The organism is Methanofastidiosum sp. (assembly GCA_020854815.1).
In the GTDB taxonomy this organism is placed as follows: domain Archaea; phylum Methanobacteriota_B; class Thermococci; order Methanofastidiosales; family Methanofastidiosaceae; genus Methanofastidiosum.
The window spans coordinates 1-25,355 of sequence record JAHKLW010000102.1 but is presented as its reverse complement, the minus strand read 5'-3'; the positions used below and the strand labels follow the sequence as shown (position 1 = coordinate 25,355).

General features: G+C 33.5%; 36 protein-coding genes and 1 pseudogene. 24 read left to right on the top strand and 13 right to left on the bottom strand.

The window, feature by feature from the left end:
• Positions 1-698: 698 nt before the first annotated feature.
• Positions 699-1,373, bottom strand: coding sequence for a RibD family protein (locus KO464_11385; protein MCC7573960.1), 675 nt, complete (start codon positions 1,371-1,373; stop codon positions 699-701).
• 111 nt (positions 1,374-1,484) lie between these two features.
• Here KO464_11385 and KO464_11380 point away from each other — a divergent pair, with 111 nt between their 5' ends.
• The 3 genes from KO464_11380 (at position 1,485) to KO464_11370 (ending at position 3,842) form a co-directional block, all read left to right on the top strand.
• On the top strand, positions 1,485-1,724 hold the full coding sequence (locus tag KO464_11380; protein MCC7573959.1) for a hypothetical protein: 240 nt from the start codon (positions 1,485-1,487) through the stop codon (positions 1,722-1,724).
• 58 nt (positions 1,725-1,782) lie between these two features.
• Entirely contained in the window at positions 1,783-2,520 is a 738-nt protein-coding gene (locus KO464_11375; GenBank protein MCC7573958.1) for a PH domain-containing protein, read from the top strand.
• A 224-nt stretch (positions 2,521-2,744) separates the two neighbouring features.
• Entirely contained in the window at positions 2,745-3,842 is a 1,098-nt protein-coding gene (locus KO464_11370) for a tetratricopeptide repeat protein (protein ID MCC7573957.1), read from the top strand.
• Positions 3,843-3,845: 3 nt separating this feature from the next.
• On the opposite strand, the gene KO464_11365 is transcribed toward KO464_11370, so the two are convergent.
• Complete coding sequence (locus KO464_11365) at positions 3,846-4,334, bottom strand: VOC family protein (protein MCC7573956.1); 489 nt, start codon at positions 4,332-4,334, stop codon at positions 3,846-3,848.
• A 93-nt stretch (positions 4,335-4,427) separates the two neighbouring features.
• Between KO464_11365 and KO464_11360 the strand changes: the two genes are divergently transcribed.
• The 5 genes from KO464_11360 (at position 4,428) to KO464_11340 (ending at position 6,467) form a co-directional block, all read left to right on the top strand.
• A complete protein-coding gene (locus tag KO464_11360) occupies positions 4,428-4,883 on the top strand; it encodes a universal stress protein (GenBank protein MCC7573955.1) in 456 nt (151 codons plus the stop codon).
• 203 nt (positions 4,884-5,086) lie between these two features.
• A complete protein-coding gene (locus KO464_11355) occupies positions 5,087-5,503 on the top strand; it encodes a secondary thiamine-phosphate synthase enzyme YjbQ (GenBank protein MCC7573954.1) in 417 nt (138 codons plus the stop codon).
• Between the two features lie 61 nt (positions 5,504-5,564).
• Positions 5,565-5,951, top strand: coding sequence for a VOC family protein (locus KO464_11350; GenBank protein ID MCC7573953.1), 387 nt, complete (start codon positions 5,565-5,567; stop codon positions 5,949-5,951).
• Positions 5,948-6,151 (top strand): hypothetical protein, encoded by a 204-nt coding sequence (locus KO464_11345; protein MCC7573952.1) that lies wholly within the window; start codon positions 5,948-5,950, stop codon positions 6,149-6,151. The genes KO464_11350 and KO464_11345 overlap by 4 nt, the downstream gene beginning before the upstream one ends.
• An 88-nt stretch (positions 6,152-6,239) precedes the next feature.
• Complete coding sequence (locus KO464_11340; protein MCC7573951.1) at positions 6,240-6,467, top strand: hypothetical protein; 228 nt, start codon at positions 6,240-6,242, stop codon at positions 6,465-6,467.
• 17 nt (positions 6,468-6,484) lie between these two features.
• Here the strand turns inward: KO464_11340 and KO464_11335 are convergent, their stop codons facing one another.
• The gene (locus KO464_11335) at positions 6,485-6,910 is read right to left on the bottom strand and encodes an META domain-containing protein (GenBank protein MCC7573950.1); all 426 of its coding nucleotides are present in this window, start codon (positions 6,908-6,910) and stop codon (positions 6,485-6,487) included.
• A 138-nt stretch (positions 6,911-7,048) separates the two neighbouring features.
• Between KO464_11335 and KO464_11330 the strand changes: the two genes are divergently transcribed.
• Positions 7,049-7,597 (top strand): hypothetical protein, encoded by a 549-nt coding sequence (locus KO464_11330; GenBank protein MCC7573949.1) that lies wholly within the window; start codon positions 7,049-7,051, stop codon positions 7,595-7,597.
• A 38-nt stretch (positions 7,598-7,635) separates the two neighbouring features.
• Here KO464_11330 and KO464_11325 read toward each other — a convergent pair whose 3' ends face one another.
• Positions 7,636-7,839: a YwbE family protein gene (locus KO464_11325; GenBank protein MCC7573948.1), complete on the bottom strand. Its 204-nt coding sequence runs from the start codon at positions 7,837-7,839 to the stop codon at positions 7,636-7,638.
• Between the two features lie 101 nt (positions 7,840-7,940).
• Complete coding sequence (locus KO464_11320) at positions 7,941-8,063, bottom strand: RidA family protein (protein ID MCC7573947.1); 123 nt, start codon at positions 8,061-8,063, stop codon at positions 7,941-7,943.
• A gap of 144 nt (positions 8,064-8,207) precedes the next feature.
• Here KO464_11320 and KO464_11315 point away from each other — a divergent pair, with 144 nt between their 5' ends.
• Both KO464_11315 and KO464_11310 read left to right on the top strand, forming a co-directional pair.
• Positions 8,208-8,609, top strand: coding sequence for a PaaI family thioesterase (locus KO464_11315; GenBank protein MCC7573946.1), 402 nt, complete (start codon positions 8,208-8,210; stop codon positions 8,607-8,609).
• A 47-nt stretch (positions 8,610-8,656) separates the two neighbouring features.
• Positions 8,657-8,845, top strand: coding sequence for a tautomerase family protein (locus KO464_11310; GenBank protein ID MCC7573945.1), 189 nt, complete (start codon positions 8,657-8,659; stop codon positions 8,843-8,845).
• A gap of 38 nt (positions 8,846-8,883) precedes the next feature.
• Here KO464_11310 and KO464_11305 read toward each other — a convergent pair whose 3' ends face one another.
• Entirely contained in the window at positions 8,884-9,888 is a 1,005-nt protein-coding gene (locus KO464_11305) for a DUF362 domain-containing protein (protein MCC7573944.1), read from the bottom strand.
• A 132-nt stretch (positions 9,889-10,020) separates the two neighbouring features.
• Positions 10,021-10,236: a ferredoxin gene (locus KO464_11300; protein MCC7573943.1), complete on the bottom strand. Its 216-nt coding sequence runs from the start codon at positions 10,234-10,236 to the stop codon at positions 10,021-10,023.
• A gap of 110 nt (positions 10,237-10,346) precedes the next feature.
• On the opposite strand from KO464_11300, the gene KO464_11295 reads away from it, so the two are divergent.
• Positions 10,347-11,210 carry an NAD(P)-dependent oxidoreductase gene (locus tag KO464_11295; GenBank protein MCC7573942.1) on the top strand — a complete coding sequence of 288 codons (864 nt, stop codon included), beginning with the start codon at positions 10,347-10,349 and terminating at the stop codon, positions 11,208-11,210.
• An 88-nt stretch (positions 11,211-11,298) separates the two neighbouring features.
• Here KO464_11295 and KO464_11290 read toward each other — a convergent pair whose 3' ends face one another.
• Complete coding sequence (locus KO464_11290) at positions 11,299-11,487, bottom strand: hypothetical protein (protein ID MCC7573941.1); 189 nt, start codon at positions 11,485-11,487, stop codon at positions 11,299-11,301.
• Between the two features lie 123 nt (positions 11,488-11,610).
• On the opposite strand from KO464_11290, the gene KO464_11285 reads away from it, so the two are divergent.
• The 5 genes from KO464_11285 to KO464_11265 all read left to right on the top strand — a co-directional run bounded on the left by KO464_11285 (position 11,611) and on the right by KO464_11265 (position 17,251).
• Complete coding sequence (locus KO464_11285) at positions 11,611-13,029, top strand: PAS domain S-box protein (GenBank protein MCC7573940.1); 1,419 nt, start codon at positions 11,611-11,613, stop codon at positions 13,027-13,029.
• Between the two features lie 140 nt (positions 13,030-13,169).
• A complete protein-coding gene (locus KO464_11280) occupies positions 13,170-13,730 on the top strand; it encodes a hypothetical protein (GenBank protein MCC7573939.1) in 561 nt (186 codons plus the stop codon).
• A gap of 15 nt (positions 13,731-13,745) precedes the next feature.
• Complete coding sequence (locus tag KO464_11275; GenBank protein MCC7573938.1) at positions 13,746-15,398, top strand: cytosine permease; 1,653 nt, start codon at positions 13,746-13,748, stop codon at positions 15,396-15,398.
• Between the two features lie 154 nt (positions 15,399-15,552).
• Positions 15,553-16,818: a hypothetical protein gene (locus KO464_11270; protein ID MCC7573937.1), complete on the top strand. Its 1,266-nt coding sequence runs from the start codon at positions 15,553-15,555 to the stop codon at positions 16,816-16,818.
• 85 nt (positions 16,819-16,903) lie between these two features.
• Positions 16,904-17,251 carry a hypothetical protein gene (locus KO464_11265; GenBank protein MCC7573936.1) on the top strand — a complete coding sequence of 116 codons (348 nt, stop codon included), beginning with the start codon at positions 16,904-16,906 and terminating at the stop codon, positions 17,249-17,251.
• On the opposite strand, the gene KO464_11260 is transcribed toward KO464_11265, so the two are convergent.
• The gene (locus tag KO464_11260; GenBank protein ID MCC7573935.1) at positions 17,252-17,725 is read right to left on the bottom strand and encodes an SRPBCC family protein; all 474 of its coding nucleotides are present in this window, start codon (positions 17,723-17,725) and stop codon (positions 17,252-17,254) included. It abuts the gene before it with no gap.
• A 59-nt stretch (positions 17,726-17,784) separates the two neighbouring features.
• Between KO464_11260 and KO464_11255 the strand changes: the two genes are divergently transcribed.
• From KO464_11255 to KO464_11240, 4 genes and pseudogenes are all read left to right on the top strand, one after another.
• Positions 17,785-18,168, top strand: a complete 384-nt coding sequence (locus KO464_11255) for a hypothetical protein (GenBank protein MCC7573934.1) — start codon at positions 17,785-17,787, stop codon at positions 18,166-18,168.
• Positions 18,169-18,318: 150 nt separating this feature from the next.
• Positions 18,319-20,463: a family 2 glycosyl transferase gene (locus KO464_11250; protein MCC7573933.1), complete on the top strand. Its 2,145-nt coding sequence runs from the start codon at positions 18,319-18,321 to the stop codon at positions 20,461-20,463.
• Positions 20,464-20,497: 34 nt separating this feature from the next.
• Positions 20,498-20,644: a hypothetical protein gene (locus KO464_11245; GenBank protein MCC7573932.1), complete on the top strand. Its 147-nt coding sequence runs from the start codon at positions 20,498-20,500 to the stop codon at positions 20,642-20,644.
• Positions 20,645-20,676: 32 nt separating this feature from the next.
• A pseudogene (locus KO464_11240) lies at positions 20,677-21,149 on the top strand (hypothetical protein).
• Positions 21,150-21,153: 4 nt separating this feature from the next.
• On the opposite strand, the gene KO464_11235 reads toward KO464_11240, so the two are convergent.
• A complete protein-coding gene (locus KO464_11235) occupies positions 21,154-21,720 on the bottom strand; it encodes a YdeI/OmpD-associated family protein (protein MCC7573931.1) in 567 nt (188 codons plus the stop codon).
• Between the two features lie 195 nt (positions 21,721-21,915).
• On the opposite strand from KO464_11235, the gene KO464_11230 reads away from it, so the two are divergent.
• Together KO464_11230 and KO464_11225 are read left to right on the top strand one after the other, a co-directional pair.
• A complete protein-coding gene (locus KO464_11230) occupies positions 21,916-22,209 on the top strand; it encodes a hypothetical protein (GenBank protein MCC7573930.1) in 294 nt (97 codons plus the stop codon).
• Between the two features lie 94 nt (positions 22,210-22,303).
• Positions 22,304-22,768, top strand: a complete 465-nt coding sequence (locus KO464_11225) for an NAD(P)H-dependent oxidoreductase (GenBank protein MCC7573929.1) — start codon at positions 22,304-22,306, stop codon at positions 22,766-22,768.
• Positions 22,769-22,775: 7 nt separating this feature from the next.
• Here the strand turns inward: KO464_11225 and KO464_11220 are convergent, their stop codons facing one another.
• The 3 genes from KO464_11220 to KO464_11210 all read right to left on the bottom strand — a co-directional run bounded on the left by KO464_11220 (position 22,776) and on the right by KO464_11210 (position 24,594).
• Complete coding sequence (locus tag KO464_11220) at positions 22,776-22,955, bottom strand: hypothetical protein (GenBank protein MCC7573928.1); 180 nt, start codon at positions 22,953-22,955, stop codon at positions 22,776-22,778.
• Positions 22,956-23,000: 45 nt separating this feature from the next.
• Positions 23,001-23,222, bottom strand: a complete 222-nt coding sequence (locus tag KO464_11215; protein ID MCC7573927.1) for a hypothetical protein — start codon at positions 23,220-23,222, stop codon at positions 23,001-23,003.
• Between the two features lie 100 nt (positions 23,223-23,322).
• Entirely contained in the window at positions 23,323-24,594 is a 1,272-nt protein-coding gene (locus KO464_11210) for an OFA family MFS transporter (protein MCC7573926.1), read from the bottom strand.
• A gap of 176 nt (positions 24,595-24,770) precedes the next feature.
• On the opposite strand from KO464_11210, the gene KO464_11205 reads away from it, so the two are divergent.
• Positions 24,771-25,178, top strand: a complete 408-nt coding sequence (locus KO464_11205; GenBank protein ID MCC7573925.1) for a DUF3795 domain-containing protein — start codon at positions 24,771-24,773, stop codon at positions 25,176-25,178.
• Positions 25,179-25,355 lie beyond the last annotated feature (177 nt).

Here is a 25,355-nt window from a genome sequence, read left to right as displayed (position 1 = left end):
TTTCTGTAGCACATCCTGAAAATAACAACATAGCAACCAATACTATCCCAAAAAAGCTATTCTTCTCATATTATCATTCCATTAAATTCTTTATATCTAGGATGATAATATATAAAATGTTAAGTCTATTATTTATAGATTTAGAAAAAAGCGTATATTAATAGTTTAAACAATAATAAAAAAATGCACAGTTTGTCGCTTCAATGGAATATGTGAAGACTCTAGTTTGTTTCGACGTCTCGAAACAATCTAAATCCAAGGAGACAAAAGAAATAAGCATGAAGCATGCCTTTTCTTTCCTTCAAACGCAATGTTTGATTAAGGATTTGACCAAGACCAGAGCGTATTTCCTTAAAGAACACGAAGCATATATAACAAGTTTTTAAGGCCTGTTACATAGAGGCAAAGTATTACGGTAAGGCGTTACTTCCGCATTACTCCAGTGAAGTTTCGACCTGTGCAAAATATTATATGATTGTTAGATTATTTAAAATTATCCATTATTAATTATTCATTATTTTAATAAATAATTCTATAATATTAATTTTATTTAATTAGTAACATCAATTGTTTAATAATAATCTACAAAATAATTTAATTAATAGTCAAAAAAGAAGAATTAATGTTAAGCATTCTTTTAGTTTGAATACTATAATACATCCTTATTCTCTATAAATTGTTGGATACAATGCTATAATTTAATAAAGAACATTATATTTTATAAAAACATAATTCTTCTGCAGAACTTCTACCCTGTTTAATTCAAGAGTAAAAGATTTATTTTTCTGCAACGATTTAAATAGATATTGAGCAGTTTCGCCAACAATAAATGGTGTAACTATCAGACTTATTTCATCGATTAGACCCTTTTCTAATAAAACAGAGTTTAGAGTTCCACCAGTATCTGTTAATATTTTTCTTATATTGTATTTAGAATAAAGCTTATCAAGCGCTTGATGAAAGTCAATTTTATCATCTCCCGCTAAAATATAATCATACTCCCTATCTTCAAGATATTTAATATAATCTGCTGGTGAGTTTTTTGATAAAAGAATTATAACATCTTTACAGTATTCAAATCTTCGATACATATGCATGATACCTTTAAGCGAGCCTTTTGTATCAACTATGATCCAAAAAGGTCTTTTGTCTTCTTTTGCATAATCTTTTTTCCTAAAATCAGATTCTCTCTCAGGAGGTATACTGTCAGAATACATCTCTAAACCAGTTTTTGCAGTAATCGAACCAATAAGATGTGCATCAGCCTCGTAACTCCCAGCAACTTGATAATGTGAGCCTATGTCACATTCAAAATTTTTTAAAGAGGAATCAATACTCATAGTATTGTGCATTATAATTTTTGGCTTTTTCAATATATCACCAAAGTCATAGAGATGGGCCAATATATAATTCTATTCGTGTATTTTTTATTAGATTAGAAAGAGATATAAATTTTAGAATATATCTAATTTTAGGTGGATCATATGAATTGGGATGATAGTAATAAATCACTTAATTACAACATGTTTGGCAGACTTGTAGTTTCTATAGTATTGGCATCTTCTTGGTTAATCTTTTTAATATTGTGGCTATTCTTCTTTGCAACAAATTATAACATATATCAAAACATTGCGATATTTCTAATCTCGGTAATAGTCGAGGGGACTTTACAGGCAATAACTTGGATACCATTGGGACTAAAAAAAGAAGCTAAGTCTAATTAAGCACCCTTGAAGCATTGAATAAATTTTTAAATTAAGTTATTCTAAAATATTGGAGGCAATGGAAAATTTTAAAGTTGAAAAAGATATAGAAAGCATACTGCTTCCAAGTGAGGAAGTATTGTACGCTGCACAACAGTCAAGAGTAAAGAAAGGTGGAGCCTTTACAACTCCTGCTAAGATCTATATAACAAACTACCGTATTATTTTTAGAGACCCTAGCATATTAGGATTAAAAAAATATGTAAATGATTATCACTTTAAAGACATATCAAACGTCAGAATGAAAAAAGGAGTTCTTTCAACTGAAGTTTACCTAAACAGCAGATTTGAGTCCGATGAAGTTATTATCTCTGGCCTCTCCCACGAAGATGCTGAAATAGTGGTCAGACTCATAAGAAATGGAATATATGGGAACTTTAACCAAAAAGAAAATTATGATTCTAACATTGACTTTGATTATTCAGAAAATACAAATGACTTTGAAGATGTAAATGAGAAAAAAACGAACACAGAAGCAATAATATCTAATCTTGAAAGATTAAACGAATTAAGAAAATCTAATGTAATCACTTTGGATGAATTCAATATACTTAAAAAAAGATTGATTGAGAAAACTCCAAATAAACCTAGAATGAACTATATAAATAATGAAATAAATCTAGATGAAGAGCCAAAGCGTTGCAAAGACTGTGGAAATGTTCTAGAATTTATAGAAGAAGGAGATTATCGGGGTGATTACGTCAAGTTTTACAAATGTGATTATTGTAATAAAACTTATGCGAAAAAAATTGAATAGGTGAAAAATGAATCCAAATTATGAATGTGATGCCCATAAAGTACCTATGGATGAATTAGAAAGACAACAGCTATCCCGAAATCTTATGCTTAGAACTTTTAAATGTCCGGTTTGTGGGAGAAAAAAAAAATTTGTTGAATATGGGTTGGTTTAGAGATAATATTTTTAAGATATTCACGAAGTGACATATATAGTTTTATATATACTTTGTTTTTGTGTTTTTTATGGCAAGCGAGGAGAATGTCGGGCATATATCGACATGTTTCTCCAAAGGGCAACAGTTTTTGCAAATGAATAGAGTTCAAGAAGCACTTAGCTTATTCAATGAAGGTATTTCACTAAGTAAAAAGGGCGAGGACAATGAAAATCTTTCTAAGGGTTATTATTACTCTGGAATTTCACATAAACTAATTGGGAAAAAAGAAGAATCATTTGAAAATCTGTATAAATCATTAGAACATGGGCTAGAGTCTGGCAATTGGGCAATTGCAGACAAATCATTCACAGAAATCATCGCTCTTGGCCTAAATAATGAGAAAGCGGGGCATTATAAAATAATCTTAAAGAGGTATTTTGAAAGAGGGAATACATTTCTTTTGAATGGACAATATAAAGAATCCATATCCTGTTATACCATGCTGATTAATCATGGAACTTTACTTGAAAGTTGGGAGCTAGTTGCAAAAGCGTACATCAATATGGGATTTATTATCATTGATCTTGAAAAACATAAAGAGGCAATAGGTATATTAGAAAAGGCAATTTATTATTCTGAGAAAGCAAAATATAATGAAGGAGTGGGAAATGCTTATCTCAATATCGGATTTGCATACAGCAATCTCAATATTATTGATAAATCAATAGATGCACTAAAAAAAGCTGTTGCTTGCAGTGAGAATGCTGGAGACAATAAAGTTTCTGGAAATGCTTATCTGAACTTGGCATATGTCTATAGTAATATTGAAGAATACAAAAAAGCTGTAGAAGCTTGTGAGAAGGCTATTCACCATAGTCAAAAAGCTAATGATTGTAAAAGTGTATGTAAGGCTTATTTTAACTTAGGATACTCTTTGCTTAATTTGCAAAAGCATGAAGATGTTATCACCATCTCGAAAAAAGCCATTGAATATGGTTCAAAATGTGTAGACTGGGATGGAGTTGGAAATGCCTACTTGAATATGGGGTTTGCTTATAGTTGCCTTCAAAAAAGACAAGAAGCAATTTCAGCCACTGAAAAAGCAGTGGAATATTGCACAAAAGCTAAAGACTGGAAAAAAGTATCAAAAGCTTCTCAAAGGTTAATAGATTTAGAAGAATTATGAATATTAATCTTTTTCAGCTATCGATTTCTTAACTATTTCTAAAGGCATTTGAGTTTTCTTAGAAATATTTTCGTTAGAGAGTCCTACTCTATGAAATCTTTTTATTACTTCAACCATCTGTTCCCCCACTTCTATAATGAATTTGTCAGGATCGTATATTCTAAATACTCTCTGACCCCAGGATTCTTCTTTAATTGGATGAATAATTTCGACTTTTGCTAAAAGTATCTTTTCCCAAATGGATTCAATCTCAATTGTTTCAAAATAAAGTTCAACATTATTATGTACTTCTCTTTTTCCAGAGCTTATCTTGTTCTCAAAAATTATATCTTCTGCACGATTTTTTTGCCAAATTGAAAATGCATCTTTAAATACAATATTTTCTCCAAAATCCAATTTGACTTCAAGGGAAAATATATTTCGATAAAAATCCTTTGAAACTTTGATGTCATCTACAAAAATTATCGGCATTGAAAAGTTTATTTTTGTCATGCAGCTGTTAAGTAAAAGATCTATTTAAGATTTTTCATATTAATCTTAATTCGTTAGGTAAAATTTATAAAATGCTAGTACCTATATAATAAGATGGAAAAAGAATTTAAAAGAATAATAACACCTGTTGACGGTTCTGAATCGTCAAAAAGATCGGCAAGAAAAGCAATATATTTGGCAAAAGAAATGGATGTTGAGTTAATTGCACTATACGTAGTGCATGTACCAATAAGTGCTTACGTTGGACCCCCTTATTCACCTGTGATTTACACTGACGATACTGAAATCAAAGAAATCAGAAAAAAGATGAAGAAAGAAGGCGCTCTTTTATTGGACGAAATAGTGAGCTTGGCTTCTGCAAGCGGATTAAAAATTACCAAAAAGATAATTGAGGGGTCCCCCGATGAAGAAATTATAAAAATATCAAAAAAAGATGATCTTATCGTAATGGGGGCAAAAGGTATATCTGCTATCGATAGAATATTCTTAGGAAGCGTTTCCGAGAAAGTACTGCATAACGCAAATTCGTCAGTCATGATAGTAAGATAAGAATGTTTGACGCCTGACATTATCCTAGTATATTGTTATAAAAGAAACAATATACTTTTAAGATATCCATATATTTCCAAATCAACTGTGCAAATAATTGATCACCTTTTCCTATATTTGTGCAGGCCATGTGGGGAGTGCAACCCCCACATGATTATTGTCAGGATAATAAAAATTTTAAAGGCATTTGTTTATTTTAATCTATGAAGTCCTTTAAGAAAGAACTATGGTTTAACACAAATAATAAAGTTGAATTCGTTAATATAACTTCCTTAGTAGAAGAGGCTTTAGCTGAGAGTGGGATAAAAGAAGGATTGTGTCTTGTAAATGCCATGCACATAACTGCTAGTGTTTTTATAAATGATGCAGAATCAGGATTACACCAAGATTACAAAGACTGGTTGGAAAAAAATATTCCCCATAATCCAGAACTTTATAGACATAACAGAACTGGAGAAACAAACGGTGACGCTCATATTAAAAGACAGTTCATGGGGAGAGAAGTTGTGATAGCAATCACCAACGGAAAACTTGATTTTGGGCCATGGGAAGAGATATACTATGGTGAATTTGACGGGCAAAGAAAAAAGAGGGCGTTAATAAAAATAATTGGGGAATAACTAAATTAATAACTATTTTCTTTACAAAAATATTTATATCCTATTAAATTTAATAATACACATGCCAACAATTGTGCATTTTGATGTACCTGTTGATGACATTGACAGGGCAAAAAAATTCTATAAAGAATTATTCGGATGGAAAATTGAGAGAATGCCCGGAGAAATTGAATATTACGGTATTTCAACTGTTGATGAAAATGGGAAAGAAGGTATCTCCGGGGGAATGGGAAAGAGGGGAGATCCAAGTAAAAGAATAACAAACTATATTGGAGTCTCATCAATAGATGCTGACATCAAAAAAGTTGAGAAGCTAGGTGGAAAAATGGTAATGCCAAAAACAAAGATACCGGGATATGGATATCTTGCAATATGCCTCGATACTGAAAACAATGCATTCGGGCTGTGGGAAACAGAGGATTCTTCACACAGAACGATTCAAGAGTGAGATTTGAAGGTCTGCCAGTAGGTGTTACGGTATCAGTCCAACCAGATGCCCAGAAGATAACGGCCCACAATATAGGTACATATTCTGCCATCTTTACAGTAGATCCAAACGTTCCATCAGGCACTTACAAAGTGACGTTGATAGCATATTCTCCGAATGGAGTATTTGATACAATCACAATAGACTTTGTTATTCCATAAATTAAATTTTATTTTTTATTATTTTATTTTGAGAAGATTCATACAAAGTATTAAAAAGGCTTGAATTAATTCTAGATAGGGTTAAGAAATGCCGTTACTTCCTACAGGCAAAATAGAAGAAAAACATCCTGAATCAAAGCATGAACTTCTAGATTCTAATGATTTTTATATGAAATTACCACGATTATTACCGCCCAAAGATTTTGAAGAAACAAACTCAGAGTATGATAGATTTCAAAAAATAAAATTTATTATACTTATAGTTGTTTTTAGCATCTTTCTGGTTTTTTTGCATCTTAATAGGACGGGTATTTGATTCCTTTATAAATCAAATCAATTTTTGGAAAATATCAATACAGTCTTGCCGTTAGCATCAATCAGAGTCAGCTTGTTCCCTTCAATTTTGTAGGACTTTACTGATTCTAGCCTCATAAAGTATGTTTGCTCTTGTTCCATTACGCTTGGATTAGAACAGTACATCTTTGTAGCGCCAATTAGTCCAAATGACATTGACTTGCCTTCGACTGTATACTTCGCAAAAAAGCTGTTACAGCCCGATGATCCTGATATCCTTCCATCATTGAATTCTAAAGTCATCTTACTGTTGGATATCGGGCTAACAAGATTTCCTAAACTACCCACGTATGAATCTAATTTCCAAGAAGTACTCTCAAAATTTGGCGGTGGCTGATTTGCACATCCAATTAAAATAATAGAAATAAAAAATATTGTACTAATCAAAATAATTTTATTCTTCATACTGTTTATCTCCCTTAATATTATCTATTATTATTTTTGTCTTTGCATATATATTATTATCTATCCTTCTTGGATTTATCAACTCCTCAATTATAATAGTTACTTATTTAAGGAAGTAATCTAATAGGAATTGTTGCTATGGCCAGTAAAGAAGATTATAATAACTTACTTCTTTTTTTATATAGAGAATTGATTAAAGAAAAAAAAGATGGAATTGGACCAAAAAATGTTGTTAAAGAGTTTGTAGACTGGTCTCCCGATAGAATTAATGAAGCATATGTACATTTACGGGATAATCATTTCTTAAAATCTATATCACTTCCATCAAATTATAATGGGGTCTTTGATTTTTGGATACAAGGTCTCTACCCATATGCAATCAAACTTGTTGAAGACGAATTAGAGAAAAAAAAACAAGAAAAATTAAGGACAATACTAAATGAAAATCCATGGGAACCTATAAAACTCATAAAAAAAGATGAAAATAAAACTTTATTTATAGAAGCATCTATAGGAAAAGATGTAATATTCATAGCAGATACAACTATAACGGTGAATAAGGGAAATATAATTGAAAGAAATCAAGAAAATGGCATCGCAGAAAGATTTATTGTGTTGAGCAATGACTTAAAGGACGATAAAGATGACCTACCCAGTCACTATGAGTTAAAGGTAAAAAAAGAGTAGAGATAATTCTAGATTAATTCTTCTTATAATATAATGTTTCAAGTTTTGTTTTGAAGTATCTCTTTTACGCGCCCCACTTCTCCACTTGTAAGTCGTACCTTAATTCCGTGAGGGTGAGTGCTAGAATTGGTAAGTATATCTTTTACTATACCATTTGTTAGTTTTCCAGAGCGCTGGTCTTGTTTCAGTACGATAGATACCTGCATTCCTTGCTTAATATTGCCCCTGTTATTGCCATTCATATATTATATCTCCGATTAATTTACATCTTTGAACTAAAGATTATATAATTGAAAAATATTAATTCGTCTTATAAGATTAAGCGATACTTTGCAAATGTGTTCTAGTCAATAATGTTTTTATAGGCAATACAGGATATTTTAATGTTTGAGTTTTTTGGAAGTTTTGATACTTCGACGGTCACTCTAGCCGGCTTCACATCAGATGTGAATCTTTTCTCATAAATATTGTTAAATTTATCAAAGTTTCAAGATCTTTCAAGTATATGCCAGACTTGATAACATCTTGAATTGAATGGATATAAAGGGTATAGGTGGGAAATATTCAAATAATAATAAATATATAAAAATCGTACTATGTTGGTGATTCAATGGACTTTATTAACGAATTCTCGGAAAATGATAAATTCGCAAAACAGATAGGTATAGAATTAGTCGAAGTATCAAAAGGTTGTGCAAAGGCAAAAATGAAAATCAGTGATCTTCATCTCAATTCTGTTAATACTGTGCACGGAGGAGCAATCTTTACTCTAGCCGACTTTACTTTTGCAATTGCAGCAAATACTCATGGAAATATTGCCGTCGCTTTAAATGTGAATATTTCATTTTTGAAAGCAGTATCTAAGGGGACTTTATTTGCAGAGGCAGAAGAAGTTTCAATAAATTCAAAAATTGCAACTTACAATATCCGTGTATTAAACGAGCATAATGAACTGATAGCGACATTTCAAGGCATGGCTTACAGAAAAGAAAAGTTGTGGGATAATTTATAAAACATTAACTTTTTAATAAATGGTATCTATAGAATACTGGTGATATTATTCCTCTTGTAGAAATATATTTATGGAAAGAAAATACTGATGAAATGAAAAATGATAGACTGATCAAAGAAGTATCAAAATGTGTAAGTGAAATAACTGGTGCACCGCTTGACGCAGTTGAAGTATTAATCACTGAAATACCCAAGGCAAACTGGGGCAAGGGTGGGATTCCAGCTTCAAAATGGTGACTAGAATTTCATTAAGTCAATATTTGGAAAAGAATAAATTAGTGATTTATTTCGATAAGATTATACCCCTTGGTTCCTAACCCTATCTCTTCACTGAAATCCAAGATATGCCTACCTCTTCTAAATACGGTTCTATTCTCCCTTTCAGATAGTTTATCAAGGCATGCCATATCAATTGCTACTGGGTCTGTCGATGCAAATATTCCCAAATCCCTTACAAAAGGCTTCATAGGATGTCCCTCACAGTCACAGTTCTTAGTTATGTTTATGGCAAATGAAATGTAGATAATCTGCTTGTCCTTTTGAGCAGCATAGGCATATTCGGCCATTCTTTCATAGAACTTATTGGAAATAGTCCCAATCCAGTTAATTTTTATTGCTCCGTGTGGACAGATAGATATGCAGGCAGCACATCCTATGCATTTTTGCTTGCTAATTCTAGAAAACAAATCAATATTTATGGCGTCAGAGGGGCATTTTTTAGTGCATTCTTTACATTTCTTACATTCAAGAGGATTTATTATAGGAATCGTGTTAGCATGCTGTTCAAGCTTTCCACCTCTAGCAGCACATCCCATCCCAAGTTGTTTTATTGCACCTCCGAATCCTGCCCCTATATGTCCTTTAAAATGTGATACCACTATCATTTGTTTTTGCTCAGCAATTTTTCTAGCAATCTTACAACTTGATAAGTTTTTTTTATTTATTTCTACATTAATATAATCTTCACCTATTTCTCCATCAGCTATTATTACTGGAATTTTAGTAAATCCGTGCCTATAAGCAAGCAAGATATGCTTTCTCCTAGTGTCTCTCTTCCCCCTATACAACACGTTTGTTTCAATAAAACGAGATTCAACATTATTTTCTCTTAAATATTCAATTATTCCATCATAATAACTAGGACTAAGATATGTAATATTTCCTTCTTCACCAAAATGAACTTTAATTGGTATTTTCTCTTCTAAAGATACCCCTTCATTATTAACTACAGTTTTAAGAAGTTGTTTCGCATCTTGACTTATTTGCTCTTTATTCGTCATTTTTATAAAATAAACATTTGTCAAAAAATTCACTTATCTCCCGTAAGATTGTTATCTAATATTTCCACAATATGATGATATATTTTTATACTTTTTAATCTATGATTCGATGAATAATATAGCGATATTATCTTATTCCGTGGAGATAATGCTAACAGGGCAGGAATCTATTGCCGATTGTACACACTCAACTAAACTTTGGTCAATTTCTCCTTCAGAATCAGTATCGCCCCTATATTCTTCAGTAATTTTGGAACTTTCTCCTGGAACTAGTATAAAAACTTCAGGGCATGTGGAACTACAATTTCCACATAGAATACATTCTTCTTGTTTGATATGTACCTTCATTAGAATCACAAATGAAAACAGGCAACGTCTTTTATAAAATTATATGTTGTACTTAAGACAATACCTAATTAATATAAACTAAAGAATCCAATAAATCCATAGGCGATAAGATGAAAATTGGTTTTATTGGAATTGGAGTCATGGGAAAGCCAATGGCCTTAAATATTTTAAGATCTGGGTATAAGCTCATGTGCTATAATCGTACAAAGGAGAAATTATTGGATCTAAGGGCCAACGGCGCTTTAGTTGCCGATTCGGTTCAAGAATTAGTCGAATGGGCCGACACAATAATATTTATGTTGACAACTCCTGATGTCATAGAGTCAACCTTTATAGACAATATAAAAGATCAAACAATTCTTAACGGTAAAACAATTATTAATATGGGGACTATATCTCCTTCTTTCTCAATTAAAATAAAAGAGCAATTGAGTAAATACGGTGCAAAATATATTGACGCACCTGTTTCTGGATCGAAAAAACCGGCGGAGGATGGGAAACTAATTATATTAACTAGTGGGGATTCAGCGATTATAGAAAATCTTAATCCTTTATTTGAAACTATGGGGGATAAGATAACTTACTGTGGCGAGATACCAAAAGCGTCTATGATAAAACTATCGGTAAACTTATTGATACTGCACATGATGGAAGGATTTTCTGAAATGATAACCTTTGCAAAGAAAGGGGGCATTGATCTGAATAATCTTTTTGAAATAATATTTTCAGGTCAAGTCTCAAATGATCTATATAGGATGAAATATAAAAACTACCTTACCGGGGAATTCCCATTACAAGGCGCCATAAAAAATGGTATCAAAGACCTAAAATTAATAACAGAAACAGCTAATGAAATTGGGGCGCATATTCCACTCACCAATTTAAATCTTCAGACATATCTTAAAGCAAAAGAGTTAGGTTATGAGGAAGAAGATTTTTCGGCTGTTATAAAAGTTTTAGAAGAATACTACTAGAATAAGAAAACGTTGCACATGCTTTTTTAATTAGAACAAGAACCTTTTCAATTGACCGTTTTAAAAGAGTATAAAAAATTTTTAAAGACTAATCCTGTCCTGGTAATTTAGAGGCTATAATAAGGCCAATTACGACGAGAACAAAACCCACTGCAAAAACACCATCCTGTTCTAAAGGCAAAAAATCTAAAGAGTACTTAACTATGCTAGAAACAATGAGGATAAATCCGAACAAAGCTGCAATTGCCCCTATAATCTGACTACTTTTTATTTCCATGTTCTTAGGATAGTTGACCCATTTATATATCTTTTTATTCAAAAGGGGCCCACAATAAAAATCTAGGTAAGTCTTCCTAACGTAACTCTTATTAAAGATATATACCTATTTATTAAGTATAAGATGGATACCACTGATAAAAATATCCCCGAAAAAGAAGAAATAGTTTCACATAAAAAAGAATTTTTAGAAAGTATAATAGAAACTGCAAATGCAATTATTCTTACATGGGATAATGATACAACGATTACTAGTTTCAATACTTATGGAAAAAAGATACTTGGGTATTCAAATGAGGATGTACTGGGGAAGAAGTGGCTTGAGTTTATACCTCCAGATATTAAGCCTTACATGAAAGGTGTCAGCGAGAAGATTATATCTGGGGAAGACCTGTATTGGGATCATGAAAATACTTGGTTGTGTAAAGATGGCTCAATAAAATATATCCTCTGGCGTAACTCACCCATAAAAGATGAAAATGGAAATATAGTTTTTTACATCTCCGTCGGTGTTGATATCACAGAAAGAAAGAAAACTGAAGAATTATTGGTAGACGCGGAAAAGAAATTTAGGACTCTTTTTGACAGTGCAAATGATGCCATATTTATTCACGATTATAATGGAAATTTCTTGGAAGTAAATGAAACTGCGTCCCAAAGATTAGGGTATGCAAAGAGTGAACTTAGGAGTATGAGGGTAAATGATATAGAACCCGCTGAATATCACAATTATATATTAAAGAGAATTCAAAAAATATCTGAAAACAAGTCTTTATTTTACGAAACTACGCATATAACAAAAAATGGAAAAAGAATTCCCGTTGAGCTTAGTAGCAGAATAATTGAACTGGATAAAAGGCCATATATTTTGTGCATTGCCAGAGATATAACTGAAAGAAAACGAGCCGAAGACGAGATGAAAAGGCAATTAATGAAGTTTAGGCTGGAAGATGGGAATATATACACGGTTCAAGAATTAACCCCTACGATATCGCTCGAAGCCTTTAAGGACCTTCAAAAAATAGGGTATGAGAGTGTAGTGATCTCAAGGGCAACAGAAAAAGAATTTCAAAAATATTTCAATGGTAATTACAAATATCTCTGGTTTCATGAAGAAGGCCATAATGGTGAGCTATTTAATCTCCGAAAAATTGAAAAATATATTTTAAATTTGCCTAGAAAAAGTGTTATCCTGTTGGACAGGATTGATTATCTCCTAGCTAAATATAATTTTAAAAATACTTTAAATTTCTTTCAGAATATCCGGGATTTGGCGTATCTCAACGACTTGGTAATACTAGTTCCCATTGATCCCCAGCTCGTAAATGAAAAAGAATTAAGGTATCTAAAAAAAGATACGAAAGAAATCGAACTCCGATATGGGAAAACATTATCTGAGGACCTTTTAGAGATACTAAGGTTTGTATATGGTAAGAATAAATCAGGGTATAAACCCTCTTTTTCAGATATAGGTGTTGAATTTAACATAACTAGGCCAACAATAAAAAAAAGAATAGACAAATTATCGAAACAAATTATTTGAATATATCCATTAGTGGTAGAAACAAAGTTGTAGACCTAACTCAAAAGGGCAGGGATCTTTTCTTGGTATAATTTTACATATTTTTACATATTCTTTTCACAAAAGATATTTATTTGTAAAGATAATATAGTATTGGTACTATGTTAGAAAAAGATCAAAGAGCAAGGAAGGTGGCAGTAGTGGCCCACTGTCTCCTCAATCAAAATGCAAAAGTCAATGGATTTGCATTCTTTCCAGATATGATAAAAGAACTCATAGATATCTTACACAAGTATAACTACGGCATAGTCCAACTTCCATGCCCAGAAACTGTCTACGCAGGTTTGCGAAGATGGTGGTATGTAAGGGAACAGTACGATAATGCAATGTACCGAAAGGTGTCTAGAGGCGCCATAGAGCCTATTTTGGATCAAATAGAGGAGCTATCTAAAGATGGCTGCAAAATAGTTCTTATAGGACTTGACGGCAGCCCTTCATGTGGAGTTAGATCAAGCGGTTCTGACCCAAGATGGGGGGGAAAACCGGAGATAGATAATCTTGATTACCCTCAAGTCAAAGAGCCCGGTATATTTATTCAAATGATCCAAGAAGGGGTAAAACAGAGAGGTCTTCCCAAACTAAAAGAGATTGGAGCGGGTTTCGATATGCCTAATTTTGACAAAGGGGCCATTGTAAAAGAAATTGAAGAGTTCTTAGAATAATAAAAGAGGTGAAAAATGACAAAGAAAGGAATTATTAGGGGGGTAGAAGGTAGATTCGAGTTAACTGAAAAATTGCCGGATTCGCAGCTTTATAACAAAGATTTAGCACCTGTTCCATTAGAAAAACGAACGTGGAGATATTATGAATTCTTTGCAATCTGGGTAGGTATGTCCGTTTGCGTTCCTACTTGGATGCTAGCCGCAAGTATGATTGCAGCAGGATTCAACTGGGTTGTATCCATAGGGACCATCGCATTAGGTCAATTAATAATCTTAATACCTCTAGTATTGAACTCTTTCCCAGGGGCTAAATATGGTATACCAATGCCTGTTCTTTTGAGAAGTAGTTTTGGAATTTTTGGTGCAAATATACCTGCACTTTTGAGAGGGGTTGTAGCCGCAGGATGGTTTGGTATCCAGACTATGATAATGGCCTTCGCATTAGATGGAATCTTTATCGCATTAAGTCCAAAGGGTTATGGGGGGATAGCCGGGATAATTGGATTTTTTAATCTTCCAGCACATTTAGTCGTATCTTTCTTCATTTCTTGGATAATAACTGTAGTCATATGCTACTACTCGCCACCTGGTAAATCAGCGCCAGGAATAAAATGGCTTAATGATATATCAGCTCCGATTCTTCTGCTTATAGGAATAGGACTCCTTTGGTGGGCATTTGCTAAAGCCGGAGGTGACTGGGGGCCGATACTTGGGCAGCCAACAACAGCTTCATGGGCAATCTGGCCGGCATTTCTTACCGCCATGGTAGCTTATTGGGCTCCAATAGCAATTAATATCTCAGACCTCACAAGATTTGCTAAAACTCAAAAGGTACAGTATATAGGTCAGACATTAGGACTTCCAACAACAATGACTGCATATTCATTTATTGGACTTGCAGTTACATCGGCAACAGTCTTGATATACGGAGAAGCAATCTGGGATCCAGTCGCCCTAATGATAAAGACAGAAAACGCTTTCTTTATTTTCGTTGGGCTAGTATTTATCATTCTAGCAACTTTAACTACAAATGTCACTGCAAATATGGTTGCACCGATAAATGATTTCATGCATCCAATTCCAAAATACCTAAACTGGGAGAGGACAACAATTCTTGTTGGTATCATAGGGATAATCATGCAGCCATGGAGATTCCTTGCAGATCCAAATGCATATATCTGGACATGGCTTTTAGGGTACGGAGCATTTTTGGGGCCTGTAGCAGGGGTATTAATAGCTGATTTCTGGATTATACAAAAACAAAATATTAAACTAGACGAGCTATACTCAAGAAAAGGTTACTATGACTTTAGAGGCAAAACAGATTATGGTGCAATAATTGGGCTTTTAGTAATGGCGGCGCTAATAGTGTTCTACTCAACTAAAGGGCTGATACTGGGCTCTGGCTGGCCATCTTGGCTTTCTACAGGGGTAATGGTTCTTGGAATCTTGGGAGCAATTTACCTAGATATTGCCAATAAAAAAGGAATAAACATGTGTGGCGCACTATCCCTTTATCTTGGAATTGTAATTGCTGTAGGTTCGCAATTATTAATTCCGGGATTAGGGATGTATACTTGGTTTACAGGTATAATCGTAGCCTTCTTATCTTACTATCTTATCCATACTTACTGGTATGGAAAGAAGTTTCCCCCGCTAACTAAATAAATATTTTCTTTTTTACCTCCAACACACCCAACTAGCAATGGGGGGTAGTTCTAGTTGGGTATTTTTTTATTAAATTATATTAATAAGTATATTTTTTTTGCTAGAATTCAAGATTATGGGTAAAATTTATATACCAAATCTAAAAAAGCAAGATATGAATACAAAAAAAGGCATATATTTTTTAGTTTTATTGATATTTTTATCAGTAAGTTTCGTCTATTCCTCGAGCTTGAATTTGGTCTGGTGGGCAGACTATCATGGCGTGGGAGATGATTGGGCATATTCAGTTGCAACTGACTCGCTTAACAATGTTATTGTAACAGGCGTTTCCTATGATCTTTCTTATAGAGGGAACTACCACACTATTAAATACGATCCAAACGGTACATTAATCTGGGAAAAGAGCTACAATAGTGGGGGTAATGATACTGCATGGGCCGTGGCTGCTGACTCGCAAAATAATGTTATCGTCACAGGTCAATCCAGTTCTAGGTATTATACTATCAAATACGACCCAAATGGAAACGAACTCTGGACTACTGGAACATCGGGACCTTTTGGTACAGCTTTTGGCGTAGCAACTGATTTCCAAGACAACATTATAGTAGCAGGGACTTCTGGAGCAAATTACTATATGATAAAATATACCCCCAATGGCGATGTTATTTGGACAAAGAGTCATAACGCTGGAGGCACTGATTATGCATACGACGTTACTGTAGATAATCAAAACAATATAATAGCAACTGGAACTTCTTCCAAGGGCGGATTCACAAGAAATTATCATACAGCTAAGTTTGATTTAAATGGCAATTTAATTTGGTCAAAAGAATATGGCGGTGCTGGCTGGGATGAAGCTTGGGGCGTTGTAACAGACTCCCATAATAACGTAATAGTTACAGGCCGAGCTCAGTCAAACCATCCTAACGATTATCTAAATAGATTTCACACAATAAAGTATGATTCAAACGGAAATGAAATCTGGGCTGCCGGGGGGATTGATGGAATTATCGGCACTGCATGGGACATCGACTCTGACTCTCAAAACAACATAATAGTTACTGGAGGTTATGTTGTCAGTGGAAAAAGAAATTACTACACTATCATGTATAGTTCTGGCGGAAAGATACTTTGGAACGACATCCATCCTGTTGGAGGATTAGGTGAGCCATGGGGGGTAGTTGCTGATTCACAAAATAACATTATCGTAACAGGCGTTTCAAGGATAAGCGGAACTGATAACTATTACACAATAAAGTATCAACCTGAGGTCCCACCAACTCCTCCAGTAACTCCTGAAATAGTTATATTTAATCCAAAAGAACTACCCATGAACCATATCTCAAGGATACTTGGGATAGGTGACAAAAGGACAATTGGAGGATTCCTAGATGAGGGAAATACTTCTCAAATATCCTAATTTAGTATTATAATTATCTAGTATTTTTTTCCAATAAAAAGAAAATAATATATATTAAGAAAGCCAATATTGTTAAGGGATATATATGCACATTATCTATACTTTATTTTTGATTGTAGCTCTAGTAATGGCTGGACACGTTACGATTAAAAATAGTCCACATGTAAGGCCAAGATCAAGACTTAAAAAAGGAGAAGGAATGTTGTTGGGGATTATTTTTGGCATTCTAATTGGAATTGGAGTTAGTACCATTTTTAATCACTTTGTCTTTATCGTTATAGGTCTTGCATTTGGACATTATATTGGTTTGTGTATAGAGGTATTAGCATGCCCATCTTCTTCAGATGAAGTAGTATCCTATAGAAAATACTCTCTTGCAGGCACAATTGCAGCCATATCGAGTGCGATTTATGCTGCTTTGACAATACAATGATTATTTTCCTTCTAGGATCTTCTTGAGATTTTCTCTCTCTTCTTTAGTATGTTTTTGGGTAGCTTCAATTATATCGTCAACTTTGCCCTTACTGAATTTAAGGAATAACTTTCCAAATTTATAATGCGTAACTGCCGTAAAAATTGAATTTTTTTCTTGTGGCTCAATTAGCCATTCAATTTTAGGGCACATGAAAGAAGTAGGAAAATCAAACTTGAATACTATCTTCCTTTTTGGGATTACCTCAGTGCAAGTACCTTTCAGTTTTGCAATCTCTTCGCCCATTTTTTGTTCAGAATAAATTGTTGACCCTACTTCCAAAGGATTTCCTTTTGTCCATTTGAACAGTATATGATCCTCTGGATGCCAGGTTCTGTAATTCTCTTGAACATTATAAAAAAAATCCCAGACTTTATCCGGAGAAGCCTCTATTTCAATTGAATGTTTCAATACAAATTCTTTGTAGATCTCCATTTGCCCCCTCCTTATAGAATTATACAAATATTTATAAAAATTCAATTATTAAATATCTTATGGCCGAACTATCAAGCGTATCATTAATAATTGGAGCTATGGTAATTCTAATGGGGATTTATATAATTTTGTCCCTTCTTAGAATTCAAATTAAAGAAGATAAAGATGCATTAGTTCCAGAAAGAGTAGGATTCACAAAGCAAATGATGCTTTGGTTAGTAGTAGGTATTTCACTTGGAGTGGTATATGGTCAAGTAATGTTTAATAACTTTACTTTAGGCATACCCGCAGGTATTGGGATTGGCCTTTCGATGTCAGTTTCTTTTGGAGGATTGAGCAAACCTAAAACTATGGGGCAATTAAGACTTATGAGAAATATATTAATTTCAAGCATGGTGTTCTTGATTATTGGAATTGGCATGTTTTTGATTTTGTTGAAATAATTAAAAGATAAGACAGAAAGATATTGGTTTACATATATTTATATATTTGAGATAGTAATATTAACGGGGCGATTAAATCGGAGATTTTGAAAAAATAATTAATTCAACTTTTATCATTAATGTTTGTCATATCCTAGGAGGAATTAAATAATGAAGGGTATAATGACAGTATTACTTATACTCGTTATCCTGTTTTCAGCATGCGTTTCTGAGGTGCCAAAAGTAAATACTTCGAAAGATAATACTTTCTTTGTTGAAAATGGAATTAGTTACGTTGCAAAAGTGGAAGACAGATCTTTCTATGTTTATAAAAATGGAGCATGGAAAAAGGAGTTCTTAAAAGGAGTTAATATGGGTGCAGGAAAACCGGGTACATGGCCAGGAGAGCTTGCAATAACAAAAGAAGAATACTTTAGATGGTTTGGATATATAAGTGATATGAATGCTGATGTTATCAGAGTTTATACTACCCAAAAGCCTGATTTTTATGAGGCTCTCTATTTGTTTAATAGTATTCACGAAAAGCCATTATATCTTATGCATGGTGTGTGGGTAAATGAAGACTCCATAGCTGAATTAAATGATCCATTTGCTTCCAATGAAAGGATAAAAAAAGAGTTTGTAAAAGACACTAAGGACCTTATTGACATTATCCATGGAAATGCCACTCTCGTTGATCGCCCAGGATTTGCAAGTGGAGTTTACAGAAGCAATGTATCTCCATATGTAATTGGGTGGATATTAGGAATAGAATGGGATCCTAATTTTGTATTAGAAACAAACAAGAATAATGCCAATAAAACATCTTATGATGGAACATATCTATATACTAATGGGGCATCGCCCTTTGAAGTTTTCTTGTGCGAAGTTGGAGACGAAATTATTGATTACGAAGTGAAAAAATATGGGATCGTAAGACCTTTAAGTTACACAAATTGGCCTCCAACAGATATACTAAAGCATCCAAACGAACCTCTAGTAAAAGAAGATATAGTAGAAGTTAATGTTGAACATATTAAAACAAAGAATACCTTCCCCGCAGGTTTGTTTGCATCTTATCACATATACCCATATTATCCAGATTTTATCAATTATCAAAGAGAGTATGTCACATTTATAGACAGTAATGGAAAGATAAATCCCTATAAAGCTTACTTAAGAGACTTATTCAAAAAGCATACCATGCCGGTATTTATAGCCGAGTTTGGAATACCTGCATCAAGAGGTAAGGCGCATGATAGCATATACACAGGATTCAATCAAGGAAATCATGATGAATCAGAACAGGGCCATATTTTGGAAAGTCTATTGATGGATATACATGATGAAGGGTATTGCGGTGCTTTAATTTTTTCATGGCAGGACGAATGGTTTAAACGAACTTGGAATACAATGGATCTTGATATGCCGGATTCGAGGGCATATTGGTCTAATCCACAGACCAATGAACAGGAATTTGGATTATTGGCGTTTGACCCGGGCGAAACAAATAGCATATGCTATGTCGATGGTAATATAAGTGAATGGAAGGAGGATAAACCCATTTATGTTGGTGAAAATGTAAGCCTATATGTAAAATCAGATGAGAAATATGTTTATCTAATGATTAATCCAATAAATTTTGATTTTGAGAAAGACTTTATTTTTATCCCTGTCGATACTATCAATGGTCAAGGAAATAGTATCGACAAAGAAAGAAATCTTCATTTTAGTAGGCCAGCCGATTTTCTTATCCAGATAAATGGGAAAGATAATTCAAGAATTCTAGTTGATGCTTATTATGATTCATTCTATTTTATATACGGTGAACAATATAGAATGATTCCTTTAAATCTCGACAATAGCTTAAAAAACAACGGCATTTTTGTAGGGATGGATTTATGTCTGCACCGAGAGTTATATCTTCCACAGGATAAAATTACTGTACCCTTTTCTAAATACGAAACTGGAAAACTCTTTTATGGAAATGGAAATCCGTATGAATCAGATTTTAATTCTTTAACAGATTTTTCTTTCAAAGATGGTAACTTAGAAATAAGGATACCCTGGCAATTATTTAATGTAATGGACCCTTCAACGAAAAATGTAATGGGGGACTTTTATAGGTATTCAGGAATAAAGCCTGAAAAAGTAGAAGGATTTTATTTTGGAGTTGATTTAGCTAAAAATGGGATAAGTACTCAAAATATAAATATGGAGTACTATGGGTGGAAAGAATGGGAAATTCCAACGTATCATGAAAGGATTAAACCTTCATATTATATCTTAAAAGAGGCATTCAAGAAATTAAATTGAATTATGTTATCTATAAAAACAAAGGTGTTAAGAAATGGAAGGCCCTGAAGTTGTTTCTTCTAAATGTCAAATTTGTAACAGAGAATTTAAGAAAAAAATATGGATTGATGTAAAATGCACTAAAAAGTATTTTGGATTTATTAAATACGTAATATCCTACCGTAAAATTTATACCATCTAATTCATTATTCTTCATGTTAATAGGTTGTTATTATGGATCAAGAAGAATGTTGTCCGAAGTTTAATCCAAAACCCTGGGATGGTAAGACCTTTGATTGGAAGAATAAGAAATTTGTGAAGGATAGAGTATTTACTCTCTTTTTCATGCCCATAAATTTGGAGGTGTAATGAAAAGACTAAATGAAAAAGCTGAGACTGCAAATGCTAAGATACCAGATTGGCTTTGTCTTTCAGATCATACTTCAAAGTTTAACATGGATGTATATCTTGCAGTTGACAAGGAAATCCCTAATGCTGAAAATGTTACCTTGAGTGGGAAGTTTTTGAGTAAGGTCTATGAAGGTCAATTTAATGAAACCGGCAAGTGGTGTAATGATTTCAAAGAATATGCTAAAAGCAAAAAATTAGAGATCAAGAAATGGTATATGTGGTACACTACCTGTCCAAAATGTGCTAAGAAATATGGAAAAAATTACGTTGTAATAATCGCTGAGGTAGATTCTTAAAGAATTAGTAGTATTTTTCTACTCCGCCAAATCCTATTTGTTTATTCTCTTTTGTCTTTTCAATGAAATTTTTAAGTCTCTTTTCAAATTCTTCAGGACGATTTCTCGCTGCATCAATATACGCGATGCGGATTCTTTTATATGCAGGTGAAAATTTTTGGTAATTTTTCCATGTTATATCGTCGCTTTTTATTGTTTCTATAATATCGCGGGGAAATATAAAATCCTCTTTGAGAATTTCCTTAACAATGCTCTGCATTGAGGGATGGATCATGTTTTTTTCAAAAAGCCATTTTAGCCTCTCTTTATTTGTTTGCGAGTAACTGCTTTTTGGATTTCTTGGCGTGAAGCGCTGTATACTATTGTCACCATCAAGAGTTTTTACAATGCTGTCAATCCATCCAAAACATAACGCTTCCTCAACAGCATCATTGTATAAAATACGTGGCTTGACTGAAGATTTTTTTGGAAATACCAACCATATTTCTTTTTCTTTATCAAAATTATTCTCAAGCCAAGAACGCCATTCTTCCCTTTTAGTCACATATAATGTTTTAGATAAGCCCATCATGAGTCTCCAGAACGTATTGATATCTCATTTTTGTTAGTTTTTAATCTCGAAATTCATTTTCTTTAACTCTCGTCTTGACTATTCCCTGCAAAGAAACTACAATTTGATTATATAAATAATTTATCATGACTAAGCTTCATGTAGATGTTCTTCAATATCTTTAAATATATAAAAAATCAATATTAAACGAGTCTTATGACAGAATATAAATGTCCTTATTGCCGCAACATAATAGAAGAAAACTCAAAAATTTGCCCTTACTGTAAAAGTGAAATTAATGATTCTGTTGCTGATTTACCAAAAGAGGTAGAGCCGAGCAACCAAATATCCAAGTATCTTAAAAGGATCTTAATTATTTTGATTATGATAGCATTTTTAGGATTTCTTATTGGTTGGTCACTAGTTGGGGCATTCGGATTCCTATTCCTCCCATTTTTGTTCTGGGAACAAATAGGAGAGGCTATAAGAAAGATGTTAAATAAAGAATGAGCGTGATCTAGAGACTAAATATTCAATTATTCAAAATCTTTAAATACAATATGTATGAATCCTATTTTGTATTAACCTAATGGGAGGTATAAAGATGAAAATAGGGATTGTGGTCTATTCTCAAACTGGAAATACTTATCAAGTTGCCCAGAAACTTCAGGAAGCCCTTTTAGATGGGGGGCATTCTGTAGACATTGAAAGAATAAATGTGGCCGATGAAAAGCAGAGAGATCTAAATAAAATCCAGATTTTATCTAATCCAAATTTATCAACATATGATGCTTTAATTTTTGGAGCACCTGTGCATGCATTCTCTCTATCGTACCCAATGACCGCTTTCATGTCTCAAATTCCAACACTTAAAGATAAGAAAATAACCTGTTTTGTAACAAAGGGTTTACCATTAAATGGCACAGGGGGAAATCAGGCAATTGGGATTATGAAAAAAATCTGCGAATCCAAAGCCGGAGATGTATGCGGATCTGGGATTATTGTTTGGAAAAAAGACCACGAGAAACAAATTTCAAAGTTAACTGAAGAAATGTGCAGATTATTTTGAAAATATTTTATAATTTCTTTAAAACAAATAATGCACAATTAACTTTATTTTCCAAAACATAGTTTTCATTCTCTTGTGATTTGAGATAATTATCAAAAAGATCCTGCAGAAGATATGGAAGATAGTCTAAAAGATCAAGATTGTTTATTTCTAGGGACTTGGCTATATCTTCTTCAGCTTGTTTCATTCTGATTCCTTCTAGAAGTAAAGAAATTTTTGGTTAAAGCTTAAATTAAATTTTATATTTCTGCTCTTCTTTTTCTTTCTTTTTTTTCTTCTTTATTATTTCCTTTTCATCTATCTCCTGTTTTTTTATTTTCTGCTTTTTCATTTCTTCTAAACGCTTTTTCAGTTGTTGATTCTGCTCTTGTCTTTCTGGCTCTTGCTCTTGCCTCTGTATTTTCTGTTGTCTCATTTTATCTTTTTTAACGACTCTCATAACACATACCCTCATTAATTCTTCTAATAGAATAATTGGGTTTAATTCCTAATAAGAGTTTTCCTAACTTATGCAGAAAATAGAAAAGTAATAATAAAAATATAAAGATTAAGATTTAAGCGGACTTCATAACTGGTGTTTTTAGCATTGTTATAGCAAGTATAATACCTACTAAAGCTAGACCTGCAACAATTAAGAAGAATGGTTGGAAAGCTCCGAGTATATCTTTTGCCTGTGCAGAGACAATACCGCCTATGATAGCTCCGGCACCGTATGCTGTGTAGACCAATCCGTAATTTCTAGCATTATCCTTCATTCCAAAATAGCTTGCAGTGGCAGTTGGAGCTATTGCGAGCCATCCTCCAAGACATCCCCAGAGAATACAGAAGCTCAAAATGTATGCCCAAACACTATTGTAACCTGTGTATATTATTAAGCATGCAACTATGATTAAAACATAGGTTATTATGGCAGTTTTTTTAGGTGAGAGTTTATCTGTTAATGCTCCAAATACAGGTCTGCCTGCACCATTAAATATGGCAAAGGGCAAGATTAAAGTAAATATGAGACTGTTTGCAACATCAGCACTCAATCCAGCATTAGCAAATACTTCTTTTCCTACAGGGCCAGCAATTCCTATAGCCGTAAGCCCAGCAAGTGTTCCAATGGTGTAACAAATCCATAGTCCTTTGAAGGTCGAAGTCTTTAACATCTGTTCTCTCATGAAGTCGACTTTAGTAGGGCCGCTAGAAGTAGTTGTAGTCATACACGCTGGCTTCCAGCCACTATCTGGGAATCTAAGCATCATGGATAGTACAATGCTCAGTACAATGAACACGATACCGAACATTTGAAGGATATTCATAATTCCCCAGCCGCTTCCTAATAGAAATCTACTAACGTATGTTATAATGGCTGAAGAGAATCCGAAGCCTAATACAGTTAATCCTACTGCAAGACCGCACTTGTCAGGGAACCATTGGGCTGAAGTTGTTATTGGCGCCCCATAAGCAATTCCAACACCTATACCACCAATAATTCCATATAATGGGATAAGCATTAGTGGGGATGTAGCAAAGGAAGCAGCAAGCCAACCAATTCCACAAAGAACTCCCCCGGCCATGCATACTTTTCTAGGCCCCATCTTTCTAATGTAAGGGCCAGCCAATGGCATAAATAGGGCAAAAAAGGCCAAGAATACTATAAAAGGCCAGGTCATGTCCATAGCCGTGGGATTTAATCCTAGAGACTTGAAGTGATCAAGCAAAGGATTTCTTAGTACACCATAGGCATAAATAGATCCAAAGCATAGATGGAGCATAATACCTACGATTACAATTATCCACCTTCCACCTGGTGGTTCTCCTGAAGATTTATTTTTACTCATAAATATAACCTCTGATTCAAACTTAATGGATATCCACTGATATAATCAAAATATTTGTAATCAAAAATACCCATAAGCAATGTGTGCGATAAGAGAAATGTCTTTTTAAGATTAACGTAGGCTGTTTTTTGTAAGTTAGTGGATAATTTTTTATTCTTAGAAATCTAATTTTTGCCATGAAAGCGGAGCCAATCACTTCTAAACTCATTGCCCCATGCGGGATGAACTGCGGGATTTGCATGGCTTATCTCAGAGAGAAAAATCATTGTCCCGGGTGCAATGGGCCCGATGACAAAAAGCCAAATTCTTGTGTTAAATGTATCATTAAAAACTGTGAGACGATAAAAAAGACCAAATTCTGTTTTAGATGTGAAAAGTATCCTTGTACTAGGCTGAAAAACCTTGATAAAAGATACAGAACTAAATATGGAATGAGCATGCTCGAAAATCTAGAGAATATTAAGAAACTGGGAATAAGAGAATTTGTTAAAAATGAAAGAGAAAGATGGACATGCCCTAAATGTGGCGGGACTATAAATGTCCACAGGTGGAAATGTTTTGATTGTGGAGCTGAAAGAGACTAGAATAGTGAGGTATTTCTGATATATATGACATATAACTGTCTTATCCTGTAATTATTTCCTTTTCCTTTCATTAAAAAATCTCCCCTATTTTAGGTAGTATCTGGCAAATTACTGCCAGATTCTAGCTTTCTGTAAAATGCCATTTCTGGAGTCTCAAGCACGTCAAGATTTAAGCTC

What these genes read in the sequence shown, in the direction of transcription:
- KO464_11340 (MCC7573951.1), top strand. Translation starts at nt 6,240, where the DNA reads ATGCCGTTACTTCCTACAGGCAAAATAGAAGAAAAACATCCTGAATCA.
- KO464_11350 (MCC7573953.1), top strand. Translation starts at nt 5,565, where the DNA reads ATGCCAACAATTGTGCATTTTGATGTACCTGTTGATGACATTGACAGG.
- KO464_11265 (MCC7573936.1), top strand. Translation starts at nt 16,904, where the DNA reads ATGCACATTATCTATACTTTATTTTTGATTGTAGCTCTAGTAATGGCT.
- KO464_11365 (MCC7573956.1), bottom strand. Translation starts at nt 4,334, where the DNA reads ATGACAAAAATAAACTTTTCAATGCCGATAATTTTTGTAGATGACATC.
- KO464_11290 (MCC7573941.1), bottom strand. Translation starts at nt 11,487, where the DNA reads ATGGAAATAAAAAGTAGTCAGATTATAGGGGCAATTGCAGCTTTGTTC.
- KO464_11325 (MCC7573948.1), bottom strand. Translation starts at nt 7,839, where the DNA reads ATGAATGGCAATAACAGGGGCAATATTAAGCAAGGAATGCAGGTATCT.
- KO464_11250 (MCC7573933.1), top strand. Translation starts at nt 18,319, where the DNA reads ATGAAGGGTATAATGACAGTATTACTTATACTCGTTATCCTGTTTTCA.
- KO464_11210 (MCC7573926.1), bottom strand. Translation starts at nt 24,594, where the DNA reads ATGAGTAAAAATAAATCTTCAGGAGAACCACCAGGTGGAAGGTGGATA.
- KO464_11245 (MCC7573932.1), top strand. Translation starts at nt 20,498, where the DNA reads ATGGAAGGCCCTGAAGTTGTTTCTTCTAAATGTCAAATTTGTAACAGA.
- KO464_11315 (MCC7573946.1), top strand. Translation starts at nt 8,208, where the DNA reads ATGGACTTTATTAACGAATTCTCGGAAAATGATAAATTCGCAAAACAG.
- KO464_11295 (MCC7573942.1), top strand. Translation starts at nt 10,347, where the DNA reads ATGAAAATTGGTTTTATTGGAATTGGAGTCATGGGAAAGCCAATGGCC.
- KO464_11215 (MCC7573927.1), bottom strand. Translation starts at nt 23,222, where the DNA reads ATGAGGGTATGTGTTATGAGAGTCGTTAAAAAAGATAAAATGAGACAA.
- KO464_11225 (MCC7573929.1), top strand. Translation starts at nt 22,304, where the DNA reads ATGAAAATAGGGATTGTGGTCTATTCTCAAACTGGAAATACTTATCAA.
- KO464_11285 (MCC7573940.1), top strand. Translation starts at nt 11,611, where the DNA reads ATGGATACCACTGATAAAAATATCCCCGAAAAAGAAGAAATAGTTTCA.
- KO464_11370 (MCC7573957.1), top strand. Translation starts at nt 2,745, where the DNA reads ATGGCAAGCGAGGAGAATGTCGGGCATATATCGACATGTTTCTCCAAA.
- KO464_11375 (MCC7573958.1), top strand. Translation starts at nt 1,783, where the DNA reads ATGGAAAATTTTAAAGTTGAAAAAGATATAGAAAGCATACTGCTTCCA.
- KO464_11305 (MCC7573944.1), bottom strand. Translation starts at nt 9,888, where the DNA reads ATGACGAATAAAGAGCAAATAAGTCAAGATGCGAAACAACTTCTTAAA.
- KO464_11270 (MCC7573937.1), top strand. Translation starts at nt 15,553, where the DNA reads ATGAATACAAAAAAAGGCATATATTTTTTAGTTTTATTGATATTTTTA.
- KO464_11230 (MCC7573930.1), top strand. Translation starts at nt 21,916, where the DNA reads ATGACAGAATATAAATGTCCTTATTGCCGCAACATAATAGAAGAAAAC.
- KO464_11275 (MCC7573938.1), top strand. Translation starts at nt 13,746, where the DNA reads ATGACAAAGAAAGGAATTATTAGGGGGGTAGAAGGTAGATTCGAGTTA.
- KO464_11355 (MCC7573954.1), top strand. Translation starts at nt 5,087, where the DNA reads ATGAAGTCCTTTAAGAAAGAACTATGGTTTAACACAAATAATAAAGTT.
- KO464_11380 (MCC7573959.1), top strand. Translation starts at nt 1,485, where the DNA reads ATGAATTGGGATGATAGTAATAAATCACTTAATTACAACATGTTTGGC.
- KO464_11260 (MCC7573935.1), bottom strand. Translation starts at nt 17,725, where the DNA reads ATGGAGATCTACAAAGAATTTGTATTGAAACATTCAATTGAAATAGAG.
- KO464_11205 (MCC7573925.1), top strand. Translation starts at nt 24,771, where the DNA reads ATGAAAGCGGAGCCAATCACTTCTAAACTCATTGCCCCATGCGGGATG.
- KO464_11300 (MCC7573943.1), bottom strand. Translation starts at nt 10,236, where the DNA reads ATGAAGGTACATATCAAACAAGAAGAATGTATTCTATGTGGAAATTGT.
- KO464_11235 (MCC7573931.1), bottom strand. Translation starts at nt 21,720, where the DNA reads ATGATGGGCTTATCTAAAACATTATATGTGACTAAAAGGGAAGAATGG.
- KO464_11335 (MCC7573950.1), bottom strand. Translation starts at nt 6,910, where the DNA reads ATGAAGAATAAAATTATTTTGATTAGTACAATATTTTTTATTTCTATT.
- KO464_11220 (MCC7573928.1), bottom strand. Translation starts at nt 22,955, where the DNA reads ATGAAACAAGCTGAAGAAGATATAGCCAAGTCCCTAGAAATAAACAAT.
- KO464_11255 (MCC7573934.1), top strand. Translation starts at nt 17,785, where the DNA reads ATGGCCGAACTATCAAGCGTATCATTAATAATTGGAGCTATGGTAATT.
- KO464_11280 (MCC7573939.1), top strand. Translation starts at nt 13,170, where the DNA reads ATGTTAGAAAAAGATCAAAGAGCAAGGAAGGTGGCAGTAGTGGCCCAC.
- KO464_11330 (MCC7573949.1), top strand. Translation starts at nt 7,049, where the DNA reads ATGGCCAGTAAAGAAGATTATAATAACTTACTTCTTTTTTTATATAGA.
- KO464_11360 (MCC7573955.1), top strand. Translation starts at nt 4,428, where the DNA reads ATGGAAAAAGAATTTAAAAGAATAATAACACCTGTTGACGGTTCTGAA.